Raw genomic sequence first — 25,563 nt, 5'->3', positions numbered from 1 at the left:
TCATGAATACTTATTTTATCGAATTATATTCTTAAATAATACGTACAATATCCAAGTTCTGTGCGCAATCAAGACGCCTATTTATAAGATCTGATCGGCCGCCTATATAAGCACCGCAGAGATTTGCGGGATGAAGAGGCAGGATTTTGAGCGAGACAAGACTTCGAACAGCGTTGGTGACGGGCTCGGCCAAGAGAATAGGCCGTGCGATAGTCGAAGATCTTGCAGCGAGCGGCTTCTCCGTGGCGATCCACGCGAATGGTTCCATCGCCGAGGCGGAAAATTTTGCGGCGGAATTGCGGCGAAACGGCAAAACCGCCATCGCGCTTCACGCCGATTTGAAGAATGTCGAGACCACCAACGGACTGATAAAAAAGGCGTTTGAGGCGCTCGGACCGCTCGATTTGCTCGTCAACAACGCTTCGGCCTTCCACAATGATTCGGCGCACCACTTTGACGCTGCAGCCTGGGACGATCATTTCGCGCTTCACGTGCGTGCGCCGTCCATATTGTCTGCGGCCTTTGCCGAACAGCTGCCGAAGGGTGCCGCGGGGCTGATCGTAAACATCATCGACCAGCGGGTTTGGGCGCTCAATCCGGGCTTCTATTCCTATACGCTCTCAAAGGCGGCGCTCTGGACTGCGACGCAGACCATGGCGCAGAGCTTCGCGCCACGCATTCGCGTCAACGCGCTCGGGCCCGGGCCGACGGTTCGTAGTGCGCGACAGAGCGAAGAGGACTTCCAGCAGCAGGTCGACGGCCTTATCATGAAGGCGGGGCCGGGATTCGGCGAATTCGGACGGACGATCCGCTTCCTCTATGATACGCCCTCCATCACCGGCCAAATGATTGCCCTCGACGGCGGCCAGCATCTTGCCTGGCAGACGCCCGATGTGGCGGAGATTACGGAATGAATTCAAGGAAGCTGCCGGATGGCGGCGTTCTTTACGACGAAAATGACGAGACCGACGACGATATCGAGGTGGAAAGCGAAAGCTCTGCCTCGCCCGTTGGCGCGCCGGTTGCCTCCGCCATCGACTGGAACGAAGGCGGCAGCAACGAGACCGGGCTTGTCGGCGCCGACCTGATCGCGGAATTCGTCAAGCGGCTGCCGAACAGCCCCGGCGTCTATCGCATGTTCAACGAGGCCGGCGACGTGCTCTATGTCGGCAAGGCGCGCAGCCTGAAGAAGCGCGTGAGCAATTACGCGCTCGGCCGCGTGCACTCCAACCGCATCGCGCAGATGGTGCGGCAGACCGCGCACATGGAGTTCGTGACGACGCGGACCGAGATCGAAGCGCTTCTGCTCGAAGCGAATCTGATCAAGCGGTTGCGGCCGCGCTTTAACGTGCTTTTGCGCGACGACAAGTCGTTTCCCTATATCCTGATATCGGGCGACCACCGCGCTCCCGCCATACTGAAGCACCGCGGCGCACGCGCGCGCAAGGGTGATTACTTCGGCCCATTTGCATCCGCAGGCGCCGTCGGCCGCACGATCAACTCGCTGCAGCGCGCCTTTCTGATCCGCACCTGTACGGACAGCGTGTTCGAGACGCGCACCCGGCCCTGTCTGCTCTACCAAATCAAGCGCTGTTCGGCGCCCTGCACGCATGAGATCAGCGATGCGGGATATGGCGAACTGGTGCAGGAGGCCAAGGACTTCCTTTCCGGCAAGAGCCAGAAAGTGAAGGCGCATATGGCCGAGGCGATGAACCAGGCGGCCGAGGATCTCGATTTCGAGCAGGCCGCCGTTTATCGCGATCGCCTTGCCTCGCTTTCCCATGTGTCCAGCCACCAGGGGATCAACCCCGCCGGTGTCGAGGAGGCCGATGTCTTCGCGATCTATCACGAGGGCGGGATTTCCTGCATCCAGGTGTTCTTCTTCCGCACCGGGCAGAACTGGGGTAACCGCGCCTATTTCCCGAAGGCCGACCCGCAGCTGACCGGCGCCGAAGTGCTGAGCGCCTTCCTGGCGCAGTTCTACGACGACAAGCCGGTGCCGAAGCAGATCCTGCTTTCGGAAACGGTGGACGAGATGGAGCTGCTCGCCGCAGCGTTCGCTGAAAAGGCAGGCCACAGGATTTCGGTGCTGGTGCCGCAGCGCGGCGAGAAGCGCGACCTGGTCGATCATGTGCTCGGCAATGCACGCGAAGCGCATGGGCGCAAGCTTGCGGAGACCGCGTCGCAATCGCGGCTGCTCGAAGGCTTCAAGGATACGTTCAAGCTCTCCTACGTGCCGCAGCGCGTCGAGATCTACGACAACTCGCATATCATGGGCACGAATGCTGTCGGCGGCATGGTCGTCGCCGGGCCGGAAGGCTTTGTGAAAAACCAGTACCGTAAGTTCAACATCAAATCGACCGACATCACACCCGGCGACGACTTCGGCATGATGCGCGAGGTGATGACGCGGCGCTTTACGCGACTGCTCAAGGAAGAAGGCATCCCCGACAGGAGCCAGCCGGTCGCATCAGCGGATGCGGCTGACATGCCCTTCCCCGCCTGGCCGGACGTGATCCTGATCGACGGCGGTCAGGGGCAGATGACGGCGGTGCGGGCGATTCTCGAGGAGCTCGGGATCACCGACAGCGTCACCGCCATCGGCGTCGCCAAGGGTGTCGACCGTGACGCCGGACGCGAGCGCTTCTTCCTGCCCGGCGGCGAGAGCTTCACGCTGCCGCCGCGCGATCCGGTGCTCTACTTCACACAGCGCATGCGCGACGAGGCACACCGCTTCGCCATCGGCTCGCACAGGGCACGGCGCAAGAAGGAGATGGTCAAGAACCCGCTCGACGAGATCGGCGGCATCGGCCCATCACGCAAACGTGCGTTGCTCCAGCATTTCGGAACGGCGAAGGCGGTTTCGCGGGCGGCACTGTCGGATCTGATGGCCGTCGAGGGCATTTCGGAGACGGTCGCCAAGCAGGTTTACAATCATTTTCACGACGACGCCGCGAAATAGGTGGCGCCGGTCGCAAATTCCACGCAAAGGCAGCGAAAAAACAGAAAGAATGTTGACGCTTTGCGGTCAAAGCCGTCATCTACGGACGTATCAAACCAGAGACAGATTTCATGGCATCGCGCGCATACAATATCCCCAACCTGCTGACCTACGGCCGCATTCTCGCGGTTCCGCTCATCGTCCTGTGCTTCTTCGTCGAAGGAAAACTGTCGATCAGCAATACGGCCCGCTGGGTTGCGCTTTGGATCTTCGTCATCGCGTCGATCACCGATTTTCTTGACGGCTACCTTGCCCGTATCTGGAACCAGACGTCGAACATCGGCCGCATGCTCGACCCGATCGCCGACAAGCTGCTGGTCGCCTCGATCCTTCTGCTTGTGGCCGCGGACCAGACAATCGCCGGCTGGTCGATCTGGGCTGCCATCACCATCCTTTGCCGCGAGATCTTGGTCTCGGGCCTGCGCGAATATCTCGCGGCGCTGAAGGTCAGCGTTCCGGTAACGCGGATTGCCAAGTGGAAGACCACGGTGCAGCTGGTGGCGATCGCCTTCCTGCTCGCGGGTCCCGCCGGCGACGAGATCTTCCCCTACACCACGATGACCGGCATCGGGCTGCTCTGGCTCGCCGCCATCCTGACGATCTATACCGGCTACGATTACTTCCGCGCCGGAATCAAGCACATCGTGGAAAACGACGAATGACAAAGCTCATCTATTTCGCCTGGGTGCGCGAGCGGATCGGCAAGGCCGAGGAAGACATCGCGCTCCCCGCTTCCGTCGTCACCGTCACCGATCTTCTCGATCACCTGAAGACGCTTGGCGAGGAATACGAGACCGCCTTGCAGTTTCCCGACGTGATCCGCGTCGCGCTCGATCAGGAACATGTCGAGCACGACGAGCCGATCGGCGATGCGCGGGAGATCGGCATCTTCCCCCCGATGACGGGCGGGTAAATTCATGACTGCCGTGCCAGTCAGCCCCCCTCTGCCCTGCCGGGCATCTCCCCCACAAGTGGGGAGATCGGCTGGGCACGCCCGCTCGCGCACACAACGAACGTTGCTGCGAAACGGACGGATCGAGCGACGGGAGGAGCAAGCAGCTTGTGATCTCCCCACCTGTGGGGGAGATGCCCGGCAGGGCAGAGGGGGGCCTACGCGGCACACCCTGTCCGCGAAGCAAGGCACCTTCTTATGACCCCTACTCCCACCATCCGCGTCCAGCGCGAGGATTTCGACCTGCAGGCCGAAGTCGATCTGTTGAGCAAGGGAAAGCCGGGTATCGGCGCCGTGGTCACCTTTTCCGGCTTGTGCCGCGACGAAGGCGGGACGCTTGATGCGCTTGAACTCGAGCACTATCCTGGCATGGCCGAGGCGGAGATGGCGCGGATCGCCGAGATGGCGATCGAGCGCTTCAAGCTCAACGGCCTGACCACCATTCATCGCTACGGAAAGATCGCTGCGGGCGAGAACATCGTGCTCGTCATCGCGGCCGCGCCGCACCGCCAGGCCGCCTTCGATGGCGCGAACTTCGTGATGGATTTCCTGAAGACGTCGGCGCCCTTCTGGAAGAAGGAGCACGGCAAGGACGGCGTTGCGCGGGAATGGGTCGAGGCCAAGGGCCACGACGATGCCGCGCGCGACAAATGGAAGTGATCACGGGATTACCCGTTCACGCCGGCTGAGCACCAGCAAAAGCACAAGCAGCGAAAAGACCACGAAGTCGCGCCAGAGGAACGGACCGTAGGCGGTCCACAGCGTCTCGACCAGACCTAGACCGGCTGCGCCGCCCGCCGATTTCAGCGGATCCGAATAGCCGCCGACAGCGGCCACCATCAGGACCTTCAGCCCGAACATCAGCCCGGCGCCAAAATCCATCGTGCCGTAGTAGGCGGTGGAGAGGATGCCGCATAGCGTCGCCATCAGGACGGCGGCGGCGTAGGCCGTGAGGAAGACGCTTACGGCGCTGACGCCGCAGAGTTCAGCGGCTTTCGGATCATCCGTGACCGCGCGCCAGGCGCGGCCCCAGGATGTTCGCTTCAGGATCACGGCGCCGATCGCCACGAAGCTGCACATCAGCGCCGTGTTGATCAGCTGCATCTCGGTCAACACCACCTCGAAGCCGTCGCTCTGCCAGAAGACGACATGGCCATTGAGAAACGGCGATAGCCACAGGCTGCGGGTGTCGGATGCCAGGCGCGCCGTCTCCATCAGGACGATGGTGACGCCGAGCGCGGCGACGATCACCGTGTTCGAGGACTGGCGCACCAGCGGCAGCATGACCGAGCGGCCGATCCACACACCTGCCCCCATCGCATAAACCAGCGAGGCCGCCGCGCCGAGCGCGAGTGCCGCGGGCAAGACCAGCCATAGCTTGTTGTAGCCGAAATCGGTGAAGAGCAGCAGGATCTGGCCGGAGAAGGCGAAGAGCGCGCCATAGGTGATGTCGGGGCGCTTGGTGACGCCGAAAGCGACCGCATAGCCGAAGGCAAGCGCAGCATAGAGAGCCGCCAGCGGCACCGCATTCGCCAGTTGCTGCAAGAGATAGGCCATCGACACATCCTATTTCGCCGAAATCATAACTGGCAAAATTGCTTTTACCAGTTATATTTTCCCGATGACTTTCTCGTGGACCCCTCACCGCTTCTCTGGCGGCGCACTCGCATTCGACGTCGCCAACAGCGTCGTGCTGCGGCACGACGAGGCGCGCCGCATCGATCGCTTTGCCATCGATGCGCAACTGCATGCCTTCCCGCAGGCGGCTGCCAATTTCTGCGCCGAACGGGCGATCTTCGGGGACGTTGCGCCGGTTCCACCGGATGGCAGGCCTGCGTTCATCGCCTTGCGCGAGGCGACCGATTGCTATTTCCGTGACCGCGTGCTGTTCGGCGGAAGTGACCAATTGTTGGCGGAGCTGTTGGATGCGGCAGCGGTCGTGCTGCGTGGTAGCTCGGGTGCCGCCGGCATCGATCGCGCCACGGCACATTCGGTGCTGAAGCTGATCGCCTCGCCTGAGCCGGAGCGGATGAAGATCTGCGGCAATTGCGGCTGGCTCTTTCTCGATCGCAGCAAGAACAGGAGCCGGACATGGTGCGACATGGCGGTCTGCGGCAATCGCGCCAAGGCGATCAAGCACTATCGGCGCCGGAAAGAGGAGAACGGGTCATGAGAGTGTTCGGAGCGGCCGTGATGTCGGCGATGCTGGTGCTTGCCGGCTGCCAGCGCGAGAGCGATACGCTGGTGCAGGTCAGCGGGCATATCTTCGTGTTCAACTACCGCGTCGCGATTGCGACCTATCTGGTGACGCTCAACAAGAAGGCGCCGCTGCCTGAGGGGGCTGTGGCGATCGCCGAGTTCGAGAACCCCGCAGGCGGTGCGCCGCTCGTGATCAACGAGAAGATCTTCCCGGCGTGGGAGAAGATCAGCCTGCAAAGCCCGCCTATCCATTGCGTGAAGAAGGACCAGCCCTACACCGTCAGCATCCGGTTGGTCGATGCCGGCGGAAAAGAACTGCAGAGCCTGAAGACGACGGTCACATCGGATGTCGATCAGTCGATCATGCCCGGCAAGCCGCTCGTGGTGGGGCCGCTCTACACCAGGAACCCTGAAGTCTTCAAAGCGGATGGGACCGTCGATTACGATAGCGCCGACACCTGCCCCAAGACGTGAAAAAGCCCGGCGCGGTGGCCGGGCTTTCGGAGTCATTTCAAAAGGTTCAGCCCTGGGGCTGAGCTCTTGATTCAGCCGACGATTTCGGTTTCTGCGAACCAGTAGGCGATTTCCTGAACAGCGGTCTCAGGAGCGTCCGAACCGTGAACCGAGTTTTCGCCGATCGACAGCGCGAACTGCTTGCGGATCGTGCCTTCGTCAGCGTTGGCAGGGTTGGTGGCGCCCATGATTTCGCGGTTCTTCAGGATGGCGTTCTCGCCTTCCAGGACCTGAACGATGGTCGGACCGGAGGTCATGCCTTCAACCAGCTCGCCGAAGAAGGGGCGTTCCTTGTGAACGGCGTAGAAGCCTTCAGCTTCGCGCTTGGACATCCATACGCGCTTAGAGGCGATGATGCGCAGGCCGTTGTCTTCGAATACCTTGGTGATGGCGCCGGTCAGGTTGCGCTTCGTTGCGTCCGGCTTGATCATCGAGAAGGTGCGTTCAATCGCCATTGTAATAATCCTCATTCATCGGGGAAAAGTGGGCGGTGTTTACCCGTCCGATAGGCTGAAAACAAGGGGGCTGCGCGAATTTCACGCGTCCGTCACAGAGCGGGACAGTTTGGTGCGAGGCGATGACGGAATTTCATGAAGCCATCAGCACCATTGCTGGCAAAGCCCCATAGGATAGAACGGATCAAGAGATGGAGGGCAGAATGCAGAAACAATACGCGATGTTTGCGGATTACAATCGCTGGGCCAACGAACTGGTCTATGCGGCGGCCTCGGAGCTGACGGATGCCGAATACCGGGAAAACCGCGGCGCCTTCTTTGGCTCGCTCAACGCAACGCTGAACCACATCCTGTCGGCCGATCGGATCTGGATGAAGCGCTTCACCGGATCGGGCGACGCGCCGACGACACTCGACAGTATCCTCTATGACGACCTCGCTGGCCTGCGTGCCGCGCGTGAGCGGGAGGATAAAAGGATCGCCGATTGGGTCGATACGCTTGATGCCGAGGCGCTCGCGGGTACGTTCACCTACACGCCGGTTACTCGCCCGGGCGCGATCACCCAGCCGCTGTGGCCGGCGCTGTCGCATCTGTTCAACCACCAGACGCATCATCGCGGCCAGTGCCACATGACGCTGACCTCGCTCGGCAAGCCCAGCCTGTCGCTCGATCTCAGCTACTTCCTGCACAGCGACGGCAAACGCTGGTTGAGCGCATGATCTCAACACGGCATTAACCGCGTTGGCGAAATCCCGGAAATGGTTTTACTCGGCAAAGGTGCAAATTCAGCCCATTTTAAATAGTCCGGTGCATAGGGGAAAGAACAAGGCCGGACAGGGCCGACGAGCGAGGAGTGCAACATGGCAAGTGCAGCATCGAGCCCGCAGGCGCAACGCGAGACATCCCGTCCGGCACCGGTCACGGATATTCAACGCATCAGCCAGCATATGACGCGGCTTGGCGTTTCCGGCCTGCCGCGCAATTACGAGCTGTTTCATGAGGCTATCGTCGGCCAGAACGCCGCCCTTGCCCAGGACATCGCCTCGCTCGGCGCTGCACCGCGCCAGCCATCGCTCGATGAACTCGGCCTCAAATATCGCCTTGTCAGCCATTGCGGACTGGTCGGAGAGACCTCGCAGGCCGAGATGAGCAAGATGATGCGCGATGCCGTAGAGCGCCTGACCTCAGGCGTTAGGCAGAAGCAGAGTTTTATGCGCGCGGCGGAAACTGCGCTGAAATCGATCACCGGCAGCCCGGACCAGAGCCTCTCTTCCTTCATGAGCGAGATGGAGTTCCTGTCGACCTCGCTCGCCGGTCTCCTGACTGCCGAGACCGATCTCGAGACCAAGCTGCGCCACGATGTCGATCGCATGGAAGCGCTCGAGCGCGGCGTCGCCGCTGCTCAAACCGCATCATCGACCGACCGCCTCACCGGCCTTCCCAACCGCACCGCGCTCAACAAGACCGTGCTCGACCTCTACGAGCGCGAGGAAGGCTCGGCCGGCAGCGCGCTGATCATGATGGATATCGACGACTTCAAGGCGCTGAACAGCCGCTACGGCACGCAGACCGGCAGCCGTCTTCTGAAGAAGCTCGCCGACCTGTTCCGCAAGTCGATCAAGAAGCACGACTTCGTGGCCCGCACGGATGGCGACGAGTTTACCTTCCTGTTCGCCAATGTCGGCATGCAGGAGGCGATGGCTATCGCCGAGCGTCTGCGCAATTCCGTGGAAGAAAACGTGGTCTTCGCGACCTCGGACGCCGGACAGAACGCCAAGTTGACGGTGTCGCTCGGCGTTGCCCTGAGCGCGGACGCCGCGACGGCCTCGCAGCTGCAGGCCAATGCCCGCATCGCGCTGCATGCCGCGCAATCGAACAGACGCCTTCCTGTGCAGGCCTTCGGGCGCTGAGAGGCCACTTCAAGCTCTTGCGCTGATCGCGGCTTTCGGCCAAAACGCCGGGCATGATCACGATTAGCGATATCTCCGCCCGCATTGCCGGCCGCCTGCTCCTCGACCATGCCAGCGTCTCGCTGCCCGCGGGCACGAAGGCTGGTCTCGTTGGCCGCAACGGCGCCGGCAAGTCCACCCTCTTTCGCATCATCACCGGCGATCTCGGGGCTGAGACGGGCTCGATCACCATCCCCAAGAATGCCCGTATCGGCCAGGTCGCCCAGGAGGCGCCGGGCACGGAAGACTCGCTGATCGAAATCGTGCTCTCCGCCGACAAGGAACGTGCCGCGTTAATGGCGGAGGCGGAGACGGCCAGCGATCCGCACCGCATCGCCGAGATCCAGATGCGCCTTGTCGATATCGACGCGCATTCGGCCGAGGCGCGCGCCGCCAGCATCCTGTCCGGCCTCGGCTTCAGCCAGGAAGCGCAGGCGCGGCCGGCATCGTCCTTCTCCGGCGGTTGGCGCATGCGCGTGGCGCTGGCTTCGGTGCTCTTTACCGAGCCTGATCTGCTGCTGCTCGACGAGCCAACCAACTATCTCGACCTCGAAGGCACGCTCTGGCTTGAGGATTACGTTCGCCGCTATCCGCACACGGTGCTGATCATCAGCCACGATCGCGACCTCCTGAACAATGCCGTCAACTCGATCGTGCATCTCGACCAGAAGAAGCTGACCTTCTATCGCGGCGGCTACGATCAGTTCGAGCGACAGAAGGCCGAAGCCGACGAGTTGCAGACCAAGGCGAAGGCGAAGAACGACGCGGCGCGCAAGCATCTGCAGAGCTTCATCGATCGCTTCAAGGCGAAGGCCTCCAAGGCCCGGCAGGCGCAGAGCCGCGTCAAAGCGCTGGAGCGCATGGGCACGGTGGCCTCGGTCATCGAGGATCACGTGCAGCCGATCACCTTCCCCGAACCGGAGAAGCAGCCCGCCTCCCCGATCGTCGCCATCTCGGGCGGCGCTGTCGGCTACGAGCCGGGCAAGCCAATCCTCAAGGGGCTCAACCTTCGCATCGACAATGACGACCGCATCGCGCTTCTCGGCTCGAACGGCAACGGCAAGTCCACCTTCGCGAAGTTCATCTCCGGAAGACTTGCGGCCGAAAGTGGCGAAGTGAAGCTGGCGCCGAGCCTGAAGATCGGCTTCTTCGCCCAGCACCAGCTTGACGACCTCATCCCCGACCAATCGCCGGTCGAGCATGTGCGCCGGCTGATGCCGGAAGCGCCGGAGGCCAAGGTGCGGGCCCGCGTCGCGCAGATGGGTCTTGCGACGGAAAAGATGTCGACGGCCGCCAAGGATCTGTCCGGTGGAGAAAAGGCGCGTCTGCTGATGGGTCTTGCCGCCTTCCATGCGCCGAACCTGCTCATTCTCGACGAACCGACCAACCATCTCGACATCGACAGCCGCCGGGCGCTGATTGAGGCGCTGAACGACTATGACGGCGCGGTGATCCTGATTTCGCACGATCGCTATCTGATCGAGGCGACCGTCGACCGGCTGTGGCTGGTCAACAATGGCACGGTCACCACCTTCGAAGGCGACATGGACGAGTATCGCGACCTGATCGTCGCCTCCGGCAAAAAAAAAGACGAAAAGCCGCAAGTGACTGAGGAGACGGCGACCAAGGCGGACCAGCGCAAGCTGAACGCCGACCGGCGCGCCTCGCTCGCCCCTCTCAAGAAAAAGATCAACGAAATCGAATCCTTGACGGGGAAGCTGGAGAAACTGATTCAGGGCCTTGATGCGGAACTTGCGGATCCCGTGCTCTACGAGAAGGCGCCAGCCAAGGCCGCCGAGAAGGCCAAGCAGCGCGGCGAAGCGGCCGCCAAGCTGGCTGCGGCCGAAGAGCAATGGCTGGAGCTTTCGTCCGAATACGAAGAGGCTATGGCGGGATAGCCACAGTCATTGCTCTAGCGCTTCGAAATTAACATTTGTTAGCGCGCGAACGGTCGAAAGAAACCGATCGTTAACCATAATCATCAAGGTTGTCTCAACATTCATTACTGATTTGTTGAGACACTCTTCATGCATCGCTTCGCTTTTTACTCCGGTCTTCTTCTGTGCGCCGCCGCCCTCGCCGGTTGCCAGACAACAAAGCAGCCCGCGCCCGACAAGACGATCAAGACCTCGTCGATCGTGGCGCCTGAAGGCAAGCAGGACACCAGCGGCGGCGATTCGACCGATCAGCCGCGCGCACGTGGTTTCGGCAAGCAGCACCACCTCGCCGGCCGCGTCATGACCGTCTCATCGATCCACGATATCCGGCTGCAGGACAAGGAAGTCATTCTCAGCTTCGACGACGGTCCGATCCCGGGCCGCACCGACCGCGTGCTGGCGACGCTCGACGAGTTCGGCGTCAAGGGCGCCTTCATGATGGTCGGCGAAATGGCGGCGCTGCATCCCGAACTCGCCCGCAAGGTCGCGATGGACGGTAATGCGATCGGCAGCCACACCTACAAGCACGACAATCTGGCGGCCCTCACCTTCGACATGGCTATGGCGGAAGTCATGCGCGGCGAAGCGGCCGTGACCAAGGCCACGGGCGTCGACGTCAACTTCTTCCGCTTCCCCTATCTCGCCGACAGCCACAAGCTACGCGCCGCGATCGCCATGCGGGATATGGTCGTCATGGACGTGGATGTCGACAGCAAGGACTATTTCAACACGACGCCCGCTGCCGTCACCAAGCGGACGCTCGACCTTCTCCACAAGCGCGGACGCGGCATCATCCTGATGCACGACATCCACAATCGCACGGCAACCATGCTTCCCACCCTGCTCTCCAAGCTGGAGGCCGAAGGCTACAAGGTGGTGACGCTGAAGTTCAAGAAGCCGGTTGCCCCGACCGTTATGGCGTCGCTTTAATCCGACTGCGGAATTCGAGGTTCGCAGCAGACGCCGGCGCTTGCCCGCCGGCGTCTTTCTGTTAAAACAGGCGCCCAATAATCATACTTTTGAGCGAAACACCGAAGCGAGCCAACAGCATGTCACCCATCAACCTCGCCATCGTCGGCGTCGGCAAGATCGTCCGCGACCAGCACCTTCCCTCCATCGCCAAGAACCCGGATTTCAACCTGATCGCCACGGCGAGCCGTCACGGCACAGTCGATGGTATCCAGAGCTTTACGACGATCGACGCGATGCTCGACGCCGTGCCCGAGATCGACGCGGTGTCGCTGTGCATGCCGCCGCAGTATCGCTACGAGGCCGCGCACAAGGCTCTCTCTGCCGGCAAGCACGTGTTCCTTGAAAAGCCTCCCGGCGCGACGCTGAGCGAAGTGGCCGATCTGGAGGCGCTCGCAGCTTCCAAGGGCGTATCGCTGTTTGCCAGCTGGCATTCGCGCTATGCGGCGGCGGTAGAGGCTACCAAGTCCTTCCTCGCGTCCACGACCATCGAAAGCGTTCACGTCGTCTGGAAGGAAGATGTGCGCCAGTGGCATCCGAATCAGGACTGGATCTGGCAGGCCGGCGGCCTTGGCGTATTCGATCCCGGCATCAACGCTCTGTCGATCGTCACGCACATCCTGCCGAAGGCGATCTTCCTGACGAGCGCGACGCTGGAATTCCCCGAGAACCGCGACGCGCCGATCGCAGCCGATCTGCACTTCAAGAACGCCGACAACGTCCCCGCGCATGTCGAATTCGACTGGCGCCAGACAGGCAAGCAGAGCTGGGATATCTTCGCCGAGACGGCAGCAGGCAAGATGGTTCTGGCGGAAGGCGGCTCGAAGCTGTCGATCAACGGCGAGCTCAAGTTCGAGGCTCCGGAAGAGGAATATCCTTCGCTCTATCGCCGCTTCGCGGAAATCGTCAAGGCTGGCAAGTCCGACGTCGACCTCGCGCCGCTGCGCCACGTCGCCGACGCCTTCATGCTCGGCCGCCGCAAGTTCGTCGAAGCCTTCCACGATTGATTCGAAATTGCCGAACCTCGTGATACAGTAAGGTCAACTTGGGTATCTCAGAGGTTCGGCATGCGCGACGATGAAGCTTTCGGTCTAGGCTTGAAAAACCTGACGGTATCGCTCTCCGACGCAAATGCCTTATGGCATGAGGCCTATGAAGAAGAGGCGGAGGCGATCCGCCAGGCGCTCGGCGACACCGTCATCGACATCCAGCATGTCGGCAGCACCTCAATCCCATCAATCAAAGCCAAGCCGATCATCGATATCATGGTCGGCATTCGCTACTTCGCCGACGGCCCAGCCTGCGTCGGCGCGATGGAAAGCATCGGCTACGACTACGCCGGCACCGATCTCGTGCCCGACGATCACATCTTCGGACGCGGCATCAAGGGCGAGACGCGGACGCATCTGGTGCATGTCGTGGAATATCGCGGCGAGAACTGGAACCGCATGCTGGCGTTTCGCGATGCGCTGCGCGCCAATCCCGACCTCGCCCGCGCCTATGAGCAGCTGAAAATCGACCTCGCCGGCACGCATGCGTCAAGCCGGGCGGAGTATACCCGCGCGAAGCACGATTTCGTCGAGCAGGTGGTCAAGGATGCAGGGATCGCCTGATCCCGCCAGCGTCTGCCCCGGCTAGATCTGTCGGGGCTAGGCCTTCTTTTCCCAGCGGCCCTCGGGCGTCTGCTGCCAATATGTGAGGCTGTGTCCCTCACCTTTCAGCTTCTTCCACTGCGCGCGTGCGCCTTCAAGCTGCTCCTGGTCATAGCCATCGAACATGAAGACGACCCGCTCATAGGGATCGAGCGGCGGCGGCTCGGCGCCGGCGACGATGAAGCGGACTGTCGCGCCGTTGATGTTGTCGTCGGCGACAGTCAGGAGAACCGGCTGATTGCCGGCGAGTTCGCCCTCATCCGTGCCGTGCGGCAGGAAGCTGTCTTCGCGAAAGGTCCAGAGATGCGCATCGAGCGCATCTCTGTGAGTCGCTTCCTTCATCTGAACCGCGACGCGCCAGCCGCGCTCGACGCTTTTGTCGAGCAACGGCGGAAGCGCGTCTTCCAGCTTGGATTCGGTCAGATGGTAGAACAGGACCTCGGTCATGATTCGTAGTTGGCGCGTACCAGCTGATCGAGCAGCCGCACGCCGTAGCCGGAACCCCAGGACTGGTTGATCTCGTCGAGCGGCGAACCCATGGCCGTGCCGGCGATATCGAGATGTGCCCAGGGCGTGTCGCCAACGAAGCGGCCGATGAAGTGGGCAGCCGTGATCGAACCGGCGTGGCGACCGCCGGTGTTCTTCATGTCGGCGAACTTGCTATCGATCATCTTGTCGTATTCCTTGCCCAGCGGCATGCGCCAAAGGCGCTCGTGGGTCTCGGTTCCGGCCGCGATCAACTGCTCCGACAGCTTGTCGTCGTTGGAAAACAGGCCGGCCTGGATGTTGCCCAGGGCCACGAGAATCGCGCCGGTGAGCGTCGCGAGATCGATCATGAACTTGGGCTTGAAGCGGTCGTTGCAATACCAGACGGCGTCACAGAGAACGAGGCGGCCTTCGGCATCGGTGTTGATGACCTCGATCGTCTGGCCGGACATGGAGGTGACGATATCGCCGGGACGCTGCGCGTTGCCATCGGGCATGTTCTCGACCAGGCCGATGATGCCGACGACGTTCGCCTTGGCCTTGCGGGCGGCCAGCACATGCATGAGGCCGGTGACGGCAGCGGCACCGCCCATGTCGCCCTTCATGTCTTCCATGCCGCCGGCCGGCTTGATGGAGATACCACCCGTATCGAAGACGACGCCCTTGCCGATGAAGGCGAGCGGCGCATCGCCGTTCTTGCCGCCCTTCCACTGCATGACAGCCAGGCGCGGCGGGCGTACGGACCCCTGAGCGACGCCGAGAAGCGCGCCCATGCCGAGCTTGCTCATTTCCTTTTCCGTCAGAATCTCGACCTCGACGCCAAGCTTTTCGAGTTCCTTGGCCTTGGCGGCGAATTCGACCGGGCCCAGCACGTTGGCCGGCTCGTTGACGAGATCGCGCGCCAGATTGACGCCATCGGCAACCGCCTGCGAGACCTCGAAGGCCTTCGCAGCATCAGCGGCGTTTGCCGTGACTATGCGCACCTTGACCGACGCGCTGCCGTCCTTGCCGTTGCTGTCGTCGTCCGACTTCTTCGTCTTGTAGGTATCGAAGCCATAGGCGCGCAACATCATGCCGAGCGCGAAATCGGCGGCCTGGGTTGCGGTGACCTCCACGCCAGGCGCGTCCACAAAGATCGTCACATCCGTCGTGTTCTTGATCTTCGAGGCGGCAGCACCGCCCGCCTTCAGCCAATCGAACGAAACCAGGGCATCCGACTTGCCGAGACCGATGACGAAGATGCGCTCGGCCTTCGATCCCTCGGGTGCCACGATATCGAGCGCGCCGGCGAGCTTGGCCGAGAAGCCGGCGATCTTGGCGGCCTTGGCCACCACGCCCGATGGGTCGGCGACACTTGCACCGGCGGCGAGATCCTGCCCCTTGGCCTGCAACAGAATGGCGTATCCACCGGCAATTTCGGCAGATTTTTCAAACGAGATATCGAATTTGGCTGACATGTCTTCTCCAGTGGGATCGTTTTAAATCCTCTTGCCCGATCATTCAGGTTTTCACCACTGAAGACAAGTCTTTGTCGCGCCCATCGCGGCAACGAGCGCGGGAGTTGCGTCAACAAAATGTCATGCGCGACGACTATTGGTCCGGGCAAATTGCCAGCGTGAGGATCGGTCTTGAACTCCATACTGAAGGCTTTCAGGCCGATTGCCATACGCGAGGCGGGCTTGAGCGCCGCCGATATCTTCAAGCTTCTTCTCATCACCTGGTTAGTGTTGCTCGCCATTTTCTATCTGTTTCCACAGATCGATCAGGAGGTGTCCGCGCATTTCTTCACCAAAGAGGCCTGCACCGCAGGCAAGTCGCTTCGCGAGGTTTGCGGACACTTTGCTTATCGCCAGGAATTCACACTGCAGATGCTTCGCACGCTTTTCCTGCGCCTTCCCTACATCGCCGCCTTTATACTGCTTTGGAAGTTCATCGATTGCTACAGCCAGTTCGGCGCCACCTTCGACGCCGAGCGCGCACGCAGGCTGAAGATCGCCCTCGGTTCGCTGATCCTCGGCCCGATCGTTCTCGTCAACTTCATCCTGAAGGACCATTGGGGGCGCCCTCGCCCCTTTTCCACAACCGATTTCGGCGGCGCGCTCGACTTCGTTCCGGCCGGATCGACGGCGGGCAAGTGTCTGTCTAACTGTTCGTTCGTTTCAGGCGAAGCAGCCGGTGCCGGCTGGCTGCTCTGTCTTCTCTTCATCATGCCGCGCGCGTCGCGACGCGCACTCTTGCTGCCGCTGGCCACGATTTCGTTACTGGCGCCAGCATTGCGCCTGGCCTTCGGAGCACACTATCTGTCCGACGTCATTCTTGGATGGCTGTCATCCTTCGTTGTTTTTGCCGGCATCCTGGCGCTGACCGATTCGCCACAGCGGGAAAAAAAACTGAAAATTGAATGAATTTTCGACGGTAGCTTGTCGCAAAAGCAAACCAAAAAGCGTAGATGGTTTTCGCTGCGTGGCGGCAAGAATTCGCGAAGAGCGTTCAAGGGCGTGCATGAAACTGCTTGAAACATACATATTGCGGCGCGTGGGCCAGATGTTTCTCGTCGCCCTATTGCCCGTGCTCGCGATCATCTGGACGACGCAGGTGCTGCAGCGCATCAATCTCGTGACGGATAGCGGCCAGTCGGTCGGCTCCTTCGCCAAGCTCGCAACGCTTATCCTGCCCTCGATCATCCCCGTCGTTCTGCCCTTCGCGCTCGTCATCGGCGTAACCCAGACGCTGACAACGATGAACAACGATTCGGAGCTTGCCGTTATCGATGCCGCCGGCGCGCGCCGCAGCATCATCTGGCGCCCGATCATCATTCTCGCGGCCGTCATCAGCGCCTTCTCCTTTCTTGTCGACAACGTCGTCGAGCCGAAGGCGAAGACCGGCGCAAGGCAAATGATTGCAGCGGCTTACGCCGATCTGCTCTCAACCGTGATTGAAGAGAAAAACTTCCGCCAGATCGATACCGGCCTCTATGTGCAAATCTCCGAGCGCTTGGCCGGACGCGTGCTCAAGGGCCTGTTCGTCGTCGACGAGCGCGACCCGGCCTTTCAGCTGATCTACTATGCTCGCGAAGGCGCTGTGGACGAAAAGGGCACGTCGCTGATCATGCATGATGGCGAGGTGCACCGGAAAACCACGACCGGCGACGTCTCCATCATCCGCTTCGATTCCTATTCGTTCGATCTCTCCGATCTTACGCAGAACCGCGGCCAGTCGACGCTGCGCGCGTCCGACCGCGAACTGCCGTTCCTACTCAACCCCGATCCGACGGACAAGGACTACATTGCCAAACCCGGCAGCTACACTGCAGAGCTTCACAGGCGCCTGACCGATTGGCTGCTGCCGCTTGTCCTCTCATTAGTTTCGCTTGCGATTGCCGGTGATGCACGCTCGCATCGCGAGGCGCGGCTGCACCCAATGGTGTCGGCGCTGGTGCTCGCCTTCGCGGTTCGATGGGCGACGTTCTACGCTGCCAACCAGATCGAATCGAAACCAATCTTCATCGGCATCCTCTATGCGCTGCCGCTCGGAATCAGCGCGTTGGCGATTGTTTCGCTGGTTTCGCACAAACGAATCTCGCTGCTTGGCTTCATCGGCAACTGGATTGCCGTCGGCTGGCGCAAGCTGCAGCAGCGCTTCCCCCGCTCGGCCGGAGGTGACGCATGATTTTCGGTACGCTCGGCCGCTATTTCTTCCGCCGTTATGCAACGACGGCGATGTGGTTCTTCCTCGGTGTCATCGGCATCGTCTATCTCGTCGACTTCAGCGAAACCGCGAGCCGCATGTCCGGCTTGCCGGGCTATACGGTGACCGGCGGATTGCTGATGACGGCCGTGCGCTTGCCGCTCATCCTGCAGCAGACGGTTCCCTTCATCGCGCTGTTCGTCGGCATGACCGTGCTGATCGGCCTCAATCGCAAATACGAACTGGTCGTGACGCGCGCCGCCGGTATTTCGGTCTGGCAGTTCATGTCGCCCTTCATCGCCGGCGCGTTTCTGCTCGGTATCGGGGTTATGACGATCCTCAACCCTCTGGCTGCCTGGGGGCAGCGGCAGGCCGCGACGGTCGAGAGCAACTGGCGCGGCGACAATGGCGCCTCGAAGGGTGGACCTCAGGTTCCGTGGATCCGCCAGATCAGCAACCAGGACGACGCAATCATCGGCGCGCGGAGCGTTCTGGAGGGCGGAACGCTGCTCGTCGACGCGGTGCTTGTGCACTTCGATTCGAGCAATCACATCATCCTCAGACAGGACGCGGCGTCCGCAAAATTGGAAGATGGTTACTGGCTTCTTAAGAACGTTATCGAGCGTCGCCCGGGGGAAATCGCTCAGCGTAAGGATGAGGTACAAGTCCGTACCAATTTGAAACGGGACTTCGTCGAACAGAGGCTTACCGCCCCTGAAACCATTGCATTTTTCGATCTTTCGCATCGAATCGATATCGCGAAATCCTTCGGGATTCCGACCAAGGCTCTCGAGACTCAATTCCACTCTTTGTTGTCTCAACCACTGTTGCTCATCGCGATGACTCTCATTGCTGCAACAGTGTCCCTAAAATTTAGCCGGTTCAACCAATCGAGGTCCGTGATTCTGGGTGGCATCCTGGCAGGCTTCGTGCTTTATGTGGTCACCGTGCTTGTGAAAGCATTCGGAAGCAGTGGGGTTGTCCCGCCTTTCGTGGCGACGTGGATTCCGGTCATCGTCGCCTTGGCTTTGGGTGCAACAATTCTGCTTCATCAGGAGGATGGCTAGTGGCGGCAGGCAACCGCAAAAGTGTTCGTAAGCAGTTGGTTGCCCTGTTCGCAGGCGTAGCCCTGTGCAGCTATAACGGCAACATTCCCGTTGCCATCGCTCAAGACGCTTTGCAAACTATGAAGCCCAATGTTTCGAAGGAAGCCAAGATGCTTCTTTCGGCCAATGAGCTCGTCTATAATAAAGACGCCGAGGTCGTTTCGGCCGTGGGCGGCGTGCAGATCAATTACGCCGGCTACAAGATGGTCTCGCAGCGAGTCGAGTACAATCAGAAGACCGGCCGGATGATGGCGCTCGGCAATGTCGAGCTCGTCAGCCCCGACGGCACGCGCATGTACTCCGACAAGCTCGACGTCACCGATGACTTCGCCAACGGTTTCATCAATTCGCTTCGAATCGAGACACCCGATAATACGCGTATCGTCGCTGAAACCGGCGAGCGGGTCGGCGGCACCGAGATGATTCTGAACAAGGGCGTCTACACGGCCTGTCTGCCTTGCGCCGAGAAGCCCGAGAAACCGCCATTCTGGCAGGTGAAGGCCGAACGCGTCATCCAGAACGGCGAGAAGCACACGATTCGCCTAGAGCACGCCCGCATGGAGCTGCTCGGCCACCCGATCGCCTATGTTCCATGGCTCGTCGTTCCCGACAATACCGTCAAGCGTAAGTCGGGCTTCCTGTTCCCGAGCTTCGTCAGCGCGCAGAATCTCGGCTTCGGCCTGTCTGTTCCCTACTACTACGTTATCTCGCCCAGCATGGACGCGACGGTGACGGGTACGGGCTACACGACGCAGGGCTTCCTGGCCGATGCTGAATTCCGTCAGCGCTTCGAGAACGGCACGCACACTTTGCGCGTGGCTGGTATCAGCCAGATGAATTCCAGCACGTTCACTGAAGGGACCAGCGACGCGCAGAACGATGCGCGCGGCATGATCGCCTCGACCGGTGCCTTCAAAATCAATCCGCGCTGGAGTTTCGGCTGGGATGTGATGGTGCAGAGCGACAACAACTTCTCGCGCACCTACAAGCTCAAAGGCTACGATAATTCGACGCAGACCAACCAGATCTACCTGACTGGTCTCGGTAAGCGGAACTATTTCGATCTGCGCTCCTTCTACTTCGACGTGCAGGATGCCGATCCTTCGAACACGGCCGAGAAGCAGCAGGCGATCGTCTATCCGGTGATGGACTATCACTACGTGGCGCCGCAGCCGCTCGCCGGCGGTGAAGTCTCGGCCGACGTGAACTTTACCAATATCTCGCGTGGGCATGACGACTTCTACGACGTCGCCGGCTTCGATCGTTACCGTGGCCTTGAAGGCCAGACGTCTCGTCTGACCGGCGAACTGACCTGGAAGCGCACCTTCGTGACGCCTGCCGGTGTTCTGATCACGCCACTGCTTTCCGCCCGTGGCGACGCGCTCTCGCTCAACATGGACGACCCGGTCGGTTACGACGGCAACTATGACACCAGCGATGCCGCGACGCGCGGCATGGTGACGGCCGGCCTGGAAATGCGTTATCCGATCCTGGCCACGACGGACAACAGCACGCATGTGTTCGAGCCGATCATGCAGATCTATGCACGCCCGAACGAATCGCTGGCTGGCAGACTTCCGAACGAAGACGCGCAGAGCCTCGTCTTCGACGCGACCAATCTGTTCGAACGCGATAAGTTCTCCGGTTACGACCGTATCGAAGGCGGCACGCGTGCCAACATCGGTTTCCAGTACACCGGCACGTTCGACAACGGCTACAAGCTGCACGGCATCTTCGGTCAGTCCTTCCAGTTGGGCGGCCAGAATTCGTTCGCCACTGACGATCTCGTCAATGTCGGCGCCGATTCCGGTCTCGAAACCACGCGCTCCGACTATGTCGGCCTTGGTGGCATCGAGACGCCGCAGGGCTTTGCCTTCGCCGCTTCGTATCGCCTCGACGAGAAGAGCTTCGAGCTTCGGCGCGGTGATCTTACGGCCGGCTTCGAGACTGACGCGTTCCAGAGCCAGCTTCTCTACACGCACGTCTCCGCGCAGCCTGAATATGGCTACGACACGGATAACGACGAACTCCAGACGCGCGCTCGGGTCAAGTTCAAGGATTACTGGTCGATCTTCGGCGGTATCGCCTACGATCTGAACAACAACACGTTCACGCGTCAGACCATCGGCCTCACCTACGAAGACGAGTGCACGATCTTCACGATCGCCTACTCCGACAAGCGCGATACCAGCGACCAGTCGGCAAGCGATTGGACGATCGGCGCGAGGCTGACATTCCGCACTCTCGGCGACATCAATGTCGGTGACGCCAGCGAGCTCGGATACGGTAACATCTACAACAACTGATCGATTTTGTAGCACGGCGAAAGAAAGGAGCCTTTCTTTCGCCGTAACGCTATGCAGGACATTGTGGCCATTGGATATATGCGGCATATGCTGCTGCGTCTCGAAGGCAGCAACGCTGACGTTATCTCGGTAAGGTAGGCGCGCCGCGACGCGAAAGCGCGGCGTCAATGGGAAGGGTCGACAGATGATTGGCGCGAAGAACACCGTAAGAACGATGATCGCAGGCTTGGCATTCGCCACTGTCGCGGGCTTGGCGCTGCCAAAGGCCAACATGGCTTATGCGGCGAGCGAAGTCCGGGTGGTCGTCAACGGTACGGCCCTCACCAGCGGTGACGTAGCCAAGCGCCAAGCCTTCCTGCGCCTCCAGCACCAGAAGGCGGACGCGAAGGCCGCTGAGGACCAGCTTATCGAGCAGACTCTGAAGCAGCAGGAAATTGCCCGCGTTCGCATGTCGGTCTCCAAGGACGATGTGGATGCCTCCTTCGCGCGCTTTGCCACCGGCAACAAGCTGACCACCGCGCAGATGACGCAGATTCTGAGCCAGGCCGGCGTCGGCGTCGATCACTTCAAAGCCTTCATCGCCGTGCAGATGAGCTGGCCGCGCCTGGTGAACGCCCGTTATGGCAACAGCAACAAGATGTCGAATGCCGACCTCGTTGCCCGCATGATGGAAAACAACAAGCAGAAGCCGGAGACCACCGAGTACATTCTGCAGCAGATGATCTTCGTCGTGCCCGCCAGCAAGAAGGGCATCGTCGGCAAGCGCAAGAGCGAAGCGGAAGCCTCGCGCTCGAAATATCCGGGCTGCGAACAGGCCAAGGTTTTCGCCGCCACGATGCGCGACGTCTCCGTTCGTGATCTCGGCCGCATGCTGGCGCCGGAACTGCCACCGGAGTGGAAGCCGCTTGTCGAACAGGCCAAAGGCAACACCACGGCAACGCGCGTCACCGAGAAGGGCGTCGAGTATCTGGCTATCTGCAGCCAGCGTCAGGTTTCCGACGACCAGGCAGCCGAGATGGTCTTCCGTGAAGAAGATCTCAACAAGGCCAAGGACAAGAACGCGCCGCCGGAAAACGCCAATTCCACGAAGTATCTCGAAGAGCTGCGCAACAAGGCGCAGATCATTCGCCGCTGATGCCAATGACGCTCGCCTTTTCGCGCCCGCTTGCTCTCAGCCAGGGCGATCCCGCCGGGATCGGCCCTGACGTCACATTGATGGCCTGGCTGCGCCGCCGCGAGCTTGGCCTGCCGCCATTCATCTTCATCGGCGATCCTGATGTCCTTGCCACGCGTGCACGGATGCTGGATCTGACCGTCGCGATCCGCGAGACCGATTGCGCCGGCGCAATCGACGTTTTCGCCGACGCAATCCCCGTTCTGCCGATCCCCGCGGGGATCGAAGTCATCGCCGGCGAAGCCCACGTCGCGACGGCCCGAGGGACGATTGCCGCGATCGAGCAGGCTGTATCGCTGACGATCAGCGGCGAAGCGCTTGGCGTCGTCACCAACCCGATCGCCAAGTCCGTTCTCTACGAGAGCGGTTTCCGCTTTCCTGGTCATACCGAGTTTCTGGCCGAGCTTGCGAAACGCGCGACCGGCACGCCCGTGACACCCGTCATGATGCTTGCCGGGCCGAAGCTTCGGGCGATCCCTGTCACGATCCACATCCCGATCAAGGATGTGCCGCAGGCGCTGACGGCGGAGCTGATCGTCGAGACCTGCCGGATCGCGCATGCCGATCTCGTCCAGCGCTTCGGCATCGCCAATCCACGTCTTGCCGTTGCGGGTCTCAATCCGCATGCCGGCGAAGATGGCGCCATCGGCAAGGAGGACGCCAACGTCATCCATCCAGCGATCCAGTTCCTTCGCGCCGAGGGCATCGACGCGATCGGCCCCCTGCCCGCCGACACCATGTTCCACGACGAGGCGCGTGCGCGCTACGACGTGGCGGTCTGCATGTATCACGACCAGGCTTTGATCCCGACCAAGGCGCTCGGCTTCGATGACGCCGTCAACGTGACACTTGGCCTGCCCTTCATCCGCACCTCCCCCGACCACGGCACGGCCTTCGGCATCGCCGGCAAGGGTCTTGCGCGCGAGAGCAGCCTGGTTGCCGCCCTGAAGCTCGCCGGACACCTCGGTCGCGTTTCCAAGAGCAATTCCTGATGGCCGCACTCGACGGATTGCCGCCGCTGAGCGACGTTATCAGGCGGCATGGCCTGGATGCGCGCAAGGCGCTTGGGCAGAACTTTATCCTCGACCTCAACCTCACGCAGAAGGTGGCGCGCAACGCAGGCCCTCTCGAAGATGCGACAGTGTTCGAGGTCGGGCCCGGCCCGGGCGGCTTGACGCGAGCGATCCTCGCGCTCGGCGCCAAGAAGGTCATCGCCGTCGAGCGCGATCCACGTTGCCTGCCGGCGCTTGCCGAAGTATCGGCGCATTATCCTGGTCGGCTTGAGGTTATCGAAGGCGATGCTCTAACCACCGATTTCGAGGCGCTGGCGCCCGAGGGGCCGGTGAAGATCATCGCCAACCTTCCCTATAATGTTGGAACCCAACTCCTGGTGAACTGGCTGTTGCCAAAGCAATGGCCGCCGTTCTGGCAGTCGTTGACGCTGATGTTCCAGAAGGAAGTGGGCTTGCGTATCGTCGCCGACGAGGAAGATGACCACTATGGGCGTCTCGGCGTGCTCTGTGGCTGGCGTACGAACGCGCACATGGCGTTCGACATCCCTCCGCAGGCCTTCACCCCTCCGCCGAAGGTAACGTCCACGGTGGTGCATCTGACGCCGAACGAGAACCCGATCCCGTGTTCCGTCGCCAATCTCGAAAAAGTGACCCAGGCGGCATTCGGGCAGCGCCGCAAGATGCTGCGCCAAAGCCTGAAGCCGATCGGCGGCGAGAAGCTGCTCGAAAAAGCAGGGATCGATCCGCAGAGACGTGCCGAGACGCTTTCGGTTGAAGAATTTTGCCGTCTGGCGAACAGCCTCTAATCCCTCCACGCCTCATCAAAATCAACGCTAGCTTGCGCGGAGGCGGCAGCCTTCTATGCTGTTAAAACACTACAATTCCAGTCGTCTTGACTTGGGAGAACGAAGTATTTCCGCGCCCGAAAACCAACTTTTTCTCGACGATGCGCTTTAACATCGTGTGAATGCGGTTTGCCTCACCGACTGTCATGAAACTGTTATCTCTGGGGAATAGCCCGTTCCCGGCGAGACTCGTTGCGCAAGCAAACAAGTAGCCCCCTATTGATCTCGCCGTCATCTTTTCAGCTTTCAGGAAAGCGAACCCTTATGCGTACCAACAGATTTTTGACGACCTGTTTCGGCATCGGCCTTGCGGCTGTCATGGCCGCCTCCGCCTCCGCCGCCGATATCACCGGCGCCGGCTCCACCTTCGTTTACCCGGTTCTCTCCAAGTGGTCGGCTGACTACAACAAGAAGACCGGCGACAAGCTGAACTATCAGTCGATCGGTTCGGGCGGCGGTATCGCTCAGATCAAGGCCGCAACGGTCGATTTCGGCGCCTCCGACAAGCCGCTCGAATCCAAGGAACTGACGGATGGCGGCTTTGGCCAGTTTCCGCTGGTTGTTGGCGGCATCGTTCCGGTCATCAACGTCAAGGGCATCAAGTCGGGTGAACTGAAGCTCACCGGCAAGGTTCTGGCTGACATCTACCTCGGCAACGTCAACAAGTGGAACGACAAGGCCATCGCCGACCTGAACCCGGGCGTCAAGCTGCCGGATTCGCAGATCGCCGTCGTTCACCGCTCGGACGGTTCCGGCACCAGCTTCAACTGGACCAACTACTTCTCGAAGGTCAATGCCGACTGGAAGTCCAAGGTTGGTGAAGGCACCGCCGTCAACTGGCCTGTCGGCATCGGTGGCAAGGGCAACGAAGGCGTTGCAGCCTACGTTACGCGCGTGAAGGACTCGATCGGTTACGTCGAGTACGCCTATGCGCTGCAGAACAAGCTGCCCTACGTCCTCATCGAAAACGCTGCCGGCAAGTATCCGAAGCCGAACGCCGAGAGCTTCGCTGCTGCCGCAGCCAGCGCCGAGTGGGACAAGGCTCAGGACTTCAACCTCATCATGACCAACGCTCCTGGCGACAAGGCCTGGCCGGTCACGGCTACGACCTGGGCGATCATGTACAAGCAGGCCAAGGACGAAGCTCGCTCCAAGGCTGCCTTCGAGTTCTTCAAGTGGGCGCTCGAGAACGGCCAGAAGCAGGCTTCCTCGCTCGACTACGTTCCGCTTCCCGATAGCCTCGTGAAGCAGATCGAAGCCTACTGGACCGCCCAGTTTAAGGGTTGATCCCCACAATGTCGAAACGGCCGGAGAGCTCT

25 protein-coding genes are annotated in these 25,563 nt (G+C 61.0%); 21 read left to right on the top strand and 4 right to left on the bottom strand.

Annotated features, from left to right (window positions below; translation table 11 throughout):
* The first annotated feature begins 146 nt into the window (after window positions 1-146).
* The 5 genes from ACIQUB_RS04615 to ACIQUB_RS04595 all read left to right on the top strand — a co-directional run bounded on the left by ACIQUB_RS04615 (window position 147) and on the right by ACIQUB_RS04595 (window position 4,613).
* The gene (locus tag ACIQUB_RS04615; RefSeq protein ID WP_113238888.1) at window positions 147-914 is read left to right on the top strand and encodes an SDR family oxidoreductase; all 768 of its coding nucleotides are present in this window, start codon (window positions 147-149) and stop codon (window positions 912-914) included.
* On the top strand, window positions 911-2,962 hold the full coding sequence (gene uvrC / locus ACIQUB_RS04610; RefSeq protein ID WP_113238887.1) for an excinuclease ABC subunit UvrC: 2,052 nt from the start codon (window positions 911-913) through the stop codon (window positions 2,960-2,962). The genes ACIQUB_RS04615 and uvrC overlap by 4 nt, the downstream gene beginning before the upstream one ends.
* Before the next feature lie 110 nt (window positions 2,963-3,072).
* Complete coding sequence (gene pgsA, locus ACIQUB_RS04605) at window positions 3,073-3,663, top strand: CDP-diacylglycerol--glycerol-3-phosphate 3-phosphatidyltransferase (protein WP_018898724.1); 591 nt, start codon at window positions 3,073-3,075, stop codon at window positions 3,661-3,663.
* Window positions 3,660-3,914 carry a molybdopterin converting factor subunit 1 gene (moaD, locus tag ACIQUB_RS04600; protein WP_047513275.1) on the top strand — a complete coding sequence of 85 codons (255 nt, stop codon included), beginning with the start codon at window positions 3,660-3,662 and terminating at the stop codon, window positions 3,912-3,914. The genes pgsA and moaD overlap by 4 nt, the downstream gene beginning before the upstream one ends.
* A 237-nt stretch (window positions 3,915-4,151) precedes the next feature.
* Window positions 4,152-4,613: a molybdenum cofactor biosynthesis protein MoaE gene (locus tag ACIQUB_RS04595; protein WP_113236560.1), complete on the top strand. Its 462-nt coding sequence runs from the start codon at window positions 4,152-4,154 to the stop codon at window positions 4,611-4,613.
* Here the strand turns inward: ACIQUB_RS04595 and ACIQUB_RS04590 are convergent, their stop codons facing one another.
* The gene (locus ACIQUB_RS04590; protein WP_113236561.1) at window positions 4,614-5,510 is read right to left on the bottom strand and encodes a branched-chain amino acid ABC transporter permease; all 897 of its coding nucleotides are present in this window, start codon (window positions 5,508-5,510) and stop codon (window positions 4,614-4,616) included.
* Window positions 5,511-5,574: 64 nt separating this feature from the next.
* Here ACIQUB_RS04590 and ACIQUB_RS04585 point away from each other — a divergent pair, with 64 nt between their 5' ends.
* Together ACIQUB_RS04585 and ACIQUB_RS04580 are read left to right on the top strand one after the other, a co-directional pair.
* Window positions 5,575-6,126, top strand: a complete 552-nt coding sequence (locus tag ACIQUB_RS04585; protein ID WP_113236562.1) for a CGNR zinc finger domain-containing protein — start codon at window positions 5,575-5,577, stop codon at window positions 6,124-6,126.
* Window positions 6,123-6,626, top strand: coding sequence for a hypothetical protein (locus ACIQUB_RS04580; protein ID WP_113236563.1), 504 nt, complete (start codon window positions 6,123-6,125; stop codon window positions 6,624-6,626). The genes ACIQUB_RS04585 and ACIQUB_RS04580 overlap by 4 nt, the downstream gene beginning before the upstream one ends.
* Window positions 6,627-6,697: 71 nt before the next feature.
* On the opposite strand, the gene ndk is transcribed toward ACIQUB_RS04580, so the two are convergent.
* Entirely contained in the window at window positions 6,698-7,120 is a 423-nt protein-coding gene (gene ndk / locus ACIQUB_RS04575) for a nucleoside-diphosphate kinase (protein ID WP_018898730.1), read from the bottom strand.
* 203 nt (window positions 7,121-7,323) lie between these two features.
* On the opposite strand from ndk, the gene ACIQUB_RS04570 reads away from it, so the two are divergent.
* The 6 genes from ACIQUB_RS04570 to ACIQUB_RS04545 all read left to right on the top strand — a co-directional run bounded on the left by ACIQUB_RS04570 (window position 7,324) and on the right by ACIQUB_RS04545 (window position 13,588).
* Entirely contained in the window at window positions 7,324-7,839 is a 516-nt protein-coding gene (locus ACIQUB_RS04570) for a DinB family protein (RefSeq protein WP_113236564.1), read from the top strand.
* Window positions 7,840-7,980: 141 nt separating this feature from the next.
* Window positions 7,981-9,030 carry a GGDEF domain-containing protein gene (locus tag ACIQUB_RS04565; RefSeq protein WP_402928770.1) on the top strand — a complete coding sequence of 350 codons (1,050 nt, stop codon included), beginning with the start codon at window positions 7,981-7,983 and terminating at the stop codon, window positions 9,028-9,030.
* Window positions 9,031-9,083: 53 nt separating this feature from the next.
* Complete coding sequence (abc-f, locus tag ACIQUB_RS04560) at window positions 9,084-10,967, top strand: ribosomal protection-like ABC-F family protein (protein ID WP_113236565.1); 1,884 nt, start codon at window positions 9,084-9,086, stop codon at window positions 10,965-10,967.
* Window positions 10,968-11,096: 129 nt separating this feature from the next.
* Window positions 11,097-11,936 (top strand): polysaccharide deacetylase family protein, encoded by an 840-nt coding sequence (locus ACIQUB_RS04555; protein ID WP_113236566.1) that lies wholly within the window; start codon window positions 11,097-11,099, stop codon window positions 11,934-11,936.
* A 119-nt stretch (window positions 11,937-12,055) separates the two neighbouring features.
* On the top strand, window positions 12,056-12,982 hold the full coding sequence (locus ACIQUB_RS04550; RefSeq protein ID WP_113236567.1) for a Gfo/Idh/MocA family protein: 927 nt from the start codon (window positions 12,056-12,058) through the stop codon (window positions 12,980-12,982).
* Between the two features lie 60 nt (window positions 12,983-13,042).
* Entirely contained in the window at window positions 13,043-13,588 is a 546-nt protein-coding gene (locus tag ACIQUB_RS04545) for a GrpB family protein (protein WP_113236568.1), read from the top strand.
* Between the two features lie 36 nt (window positions 13,589-13,624).
* On the opposite strand, the gene ACIQUB_RS04540 is transcribed toward ACIQUB_RS04545, so the two are convergent.
* Together ACIQUB_RS04540 and ACIQUB_RS04535 are read right to left on the bottom strand one after the other, a co-directional pair.
* On the bottom strand, window positions 13,625-14,074 hold the full coding sequence (locus tag ACIQUB_RS04540) for a DNA polymerase III subunit chi (RefSeq protein WP_047513301.1): 450 nt from the start codon (window positions 14,072-14,074) through the stop codon (window positions 13,625-13,627).
* Window positions 14,071-15,570 carry a leucyl aminopeptidase gene (locus ACIQUB_RS04535; RefSeq protein WP_113236569.1) on the bottom strand — a complete coding sequence of 500 codons (1,500 nt, stop codon included), beginning with the start codon at window positions 15,568-15,570 and terminating at the stop codon, window positions 14,071-14,073. Before ACIQUB_RS04535 ends, ACIQUB_RS04540 begins: the two co-directional genes overlap by 4 nt.
* 222 nt (window positions 15,571-15,792) lie before the next feature.
* Here ACIQUB_RS04535 and ACIQUB_RS04530 point away from each other — a divergent pair, with 222 nt between their 5' ends.
* From ACIQUB_RS04530 to pstS, 8 genes are all read left to right on the top strand, one after another.
* On the top strand, window positions 15,793-16,518 hold the full coding sequence (locus ACIQUB_RS04530) for a phosphatase PAP2 family protein (RefSeq protein WP_402928768.1): 726 nt from the start codon (window positions 15,793-15,795) through the stop codon (window positions 16,516-16,518).
* A gap of 97 nt (window positions 16,519-16,615) precedes the next feature.
* Window positions 16,616-17,782 carry an LptF/LptG family permease gene (locus tag ACIQUB_RS04525; protein ID WP_113236570.1) on the top strand — a complete coding sequence of 389 codons (1,167 nt, stop codon included), beginning with the start codon at window positions 16,616-16,618 and terminating at the stop codon, window positions 17,780-17,782.
* On the top strand, window positions 17,779-18,867 hold the full coding sequence (gene lptG / locus ACIQUB_RS04520) for an LPS export ABC transporter permease LptG (protein ID WP_113236571.1): 1,089 nt from the start codon (window positions 17,779-17,781) through the stop codon (window positions 18,865-18,867). Before ACIQUB_RS04525 ends, lptG begins: the two co-directional genes overlap by 4 nt.
* Window positions 18,867-21,212, top strand: a complete 2,346-nt coding sequence (locus ACIQUB_RS04515) for an LPS-assembly protein LptD (RefSeq protein ID WP_113236572.1) — start codon at window positions 18,867-18,869, stop codon at window positions 21,210-21,212. The genes lptG and ACIQUB_RS04515 overlap by 1 nt, the downstream gene beginning before the upstream one ends.
* A gap of 184 nt (window positions 21,213-21,396) precedes the next feature.
* A complete protein-coding gene (locus ACIQUB_RS04510) occupies window positions 21,397-22,347 on the top strand; it encodes a peptidylprolyl isomerase (RefSeq protein WP_113236573.1) in 951 nt (316 codons plus the stop codon).
* A gap of 5 nt (window positions 22,348-22,352) precedes the next feature.
* Window positions 22,353-23,378 carry a 4-hydroxythreonine-4-phosphate dehydrogenase PdxA gene (gene pdxA / locus ACIQUB_RS04505; RefSeq protein WP_113236574.1) on the top strand — a complete coding sequence of 342 codons (1,026 nt, stop codon included), beginning with the start codon at window positions 22,353-22,355 and terminating at the stop codon, window positions 23,376-23,378.
* Window positions 23,378-24,205: a 16S rRNA (adenine(1518)-N(6)/adenine(1519)-N(6))-dimethyltransferase RsmA gene (gene rsmA, locus ACIQUB_RS04500; RefSeq protein ID WP_112980265.1), complete on the top strand. Its 828-nt coding sequence runs from the start codon at window positions 23,378-23,380 to the stop codon at window positions 24,203-24,205. Before pdxA ends, rsmA begins: the two co-directional genes overlap by 1 nt.
* A 303-nt stretch (window positions 24,206-24,508) precedes the next feature.
* Complete coding sequence (gene pstS, locus ACIQUB_RS04495; protein WP_113236576.1) at window positions 24,509-25,531, top strand: phosphate ABC transporter substrate-binding protein PstS; 1,023 nt, start codon at window positions 24,509-24,511, stop codon at window positions 25,529-25,531.
* The last annotated feature ends 32 nt before the right edge of the window (window positions 25,532-25,563 follow it).

The organism is Rhizobium sp. NPDC090275, from assembly GCF_044772225.1.
GTDB lineage: Bacteria > Pseudomonadota > Alphaproteobacteria > Rhizobiales > Rhizobiaceae > Rhizobium.
Note: the sequence above shows the minus strand (reverse complement) of the source record. Positions and strands in the feature narration are given on the sequence as shown.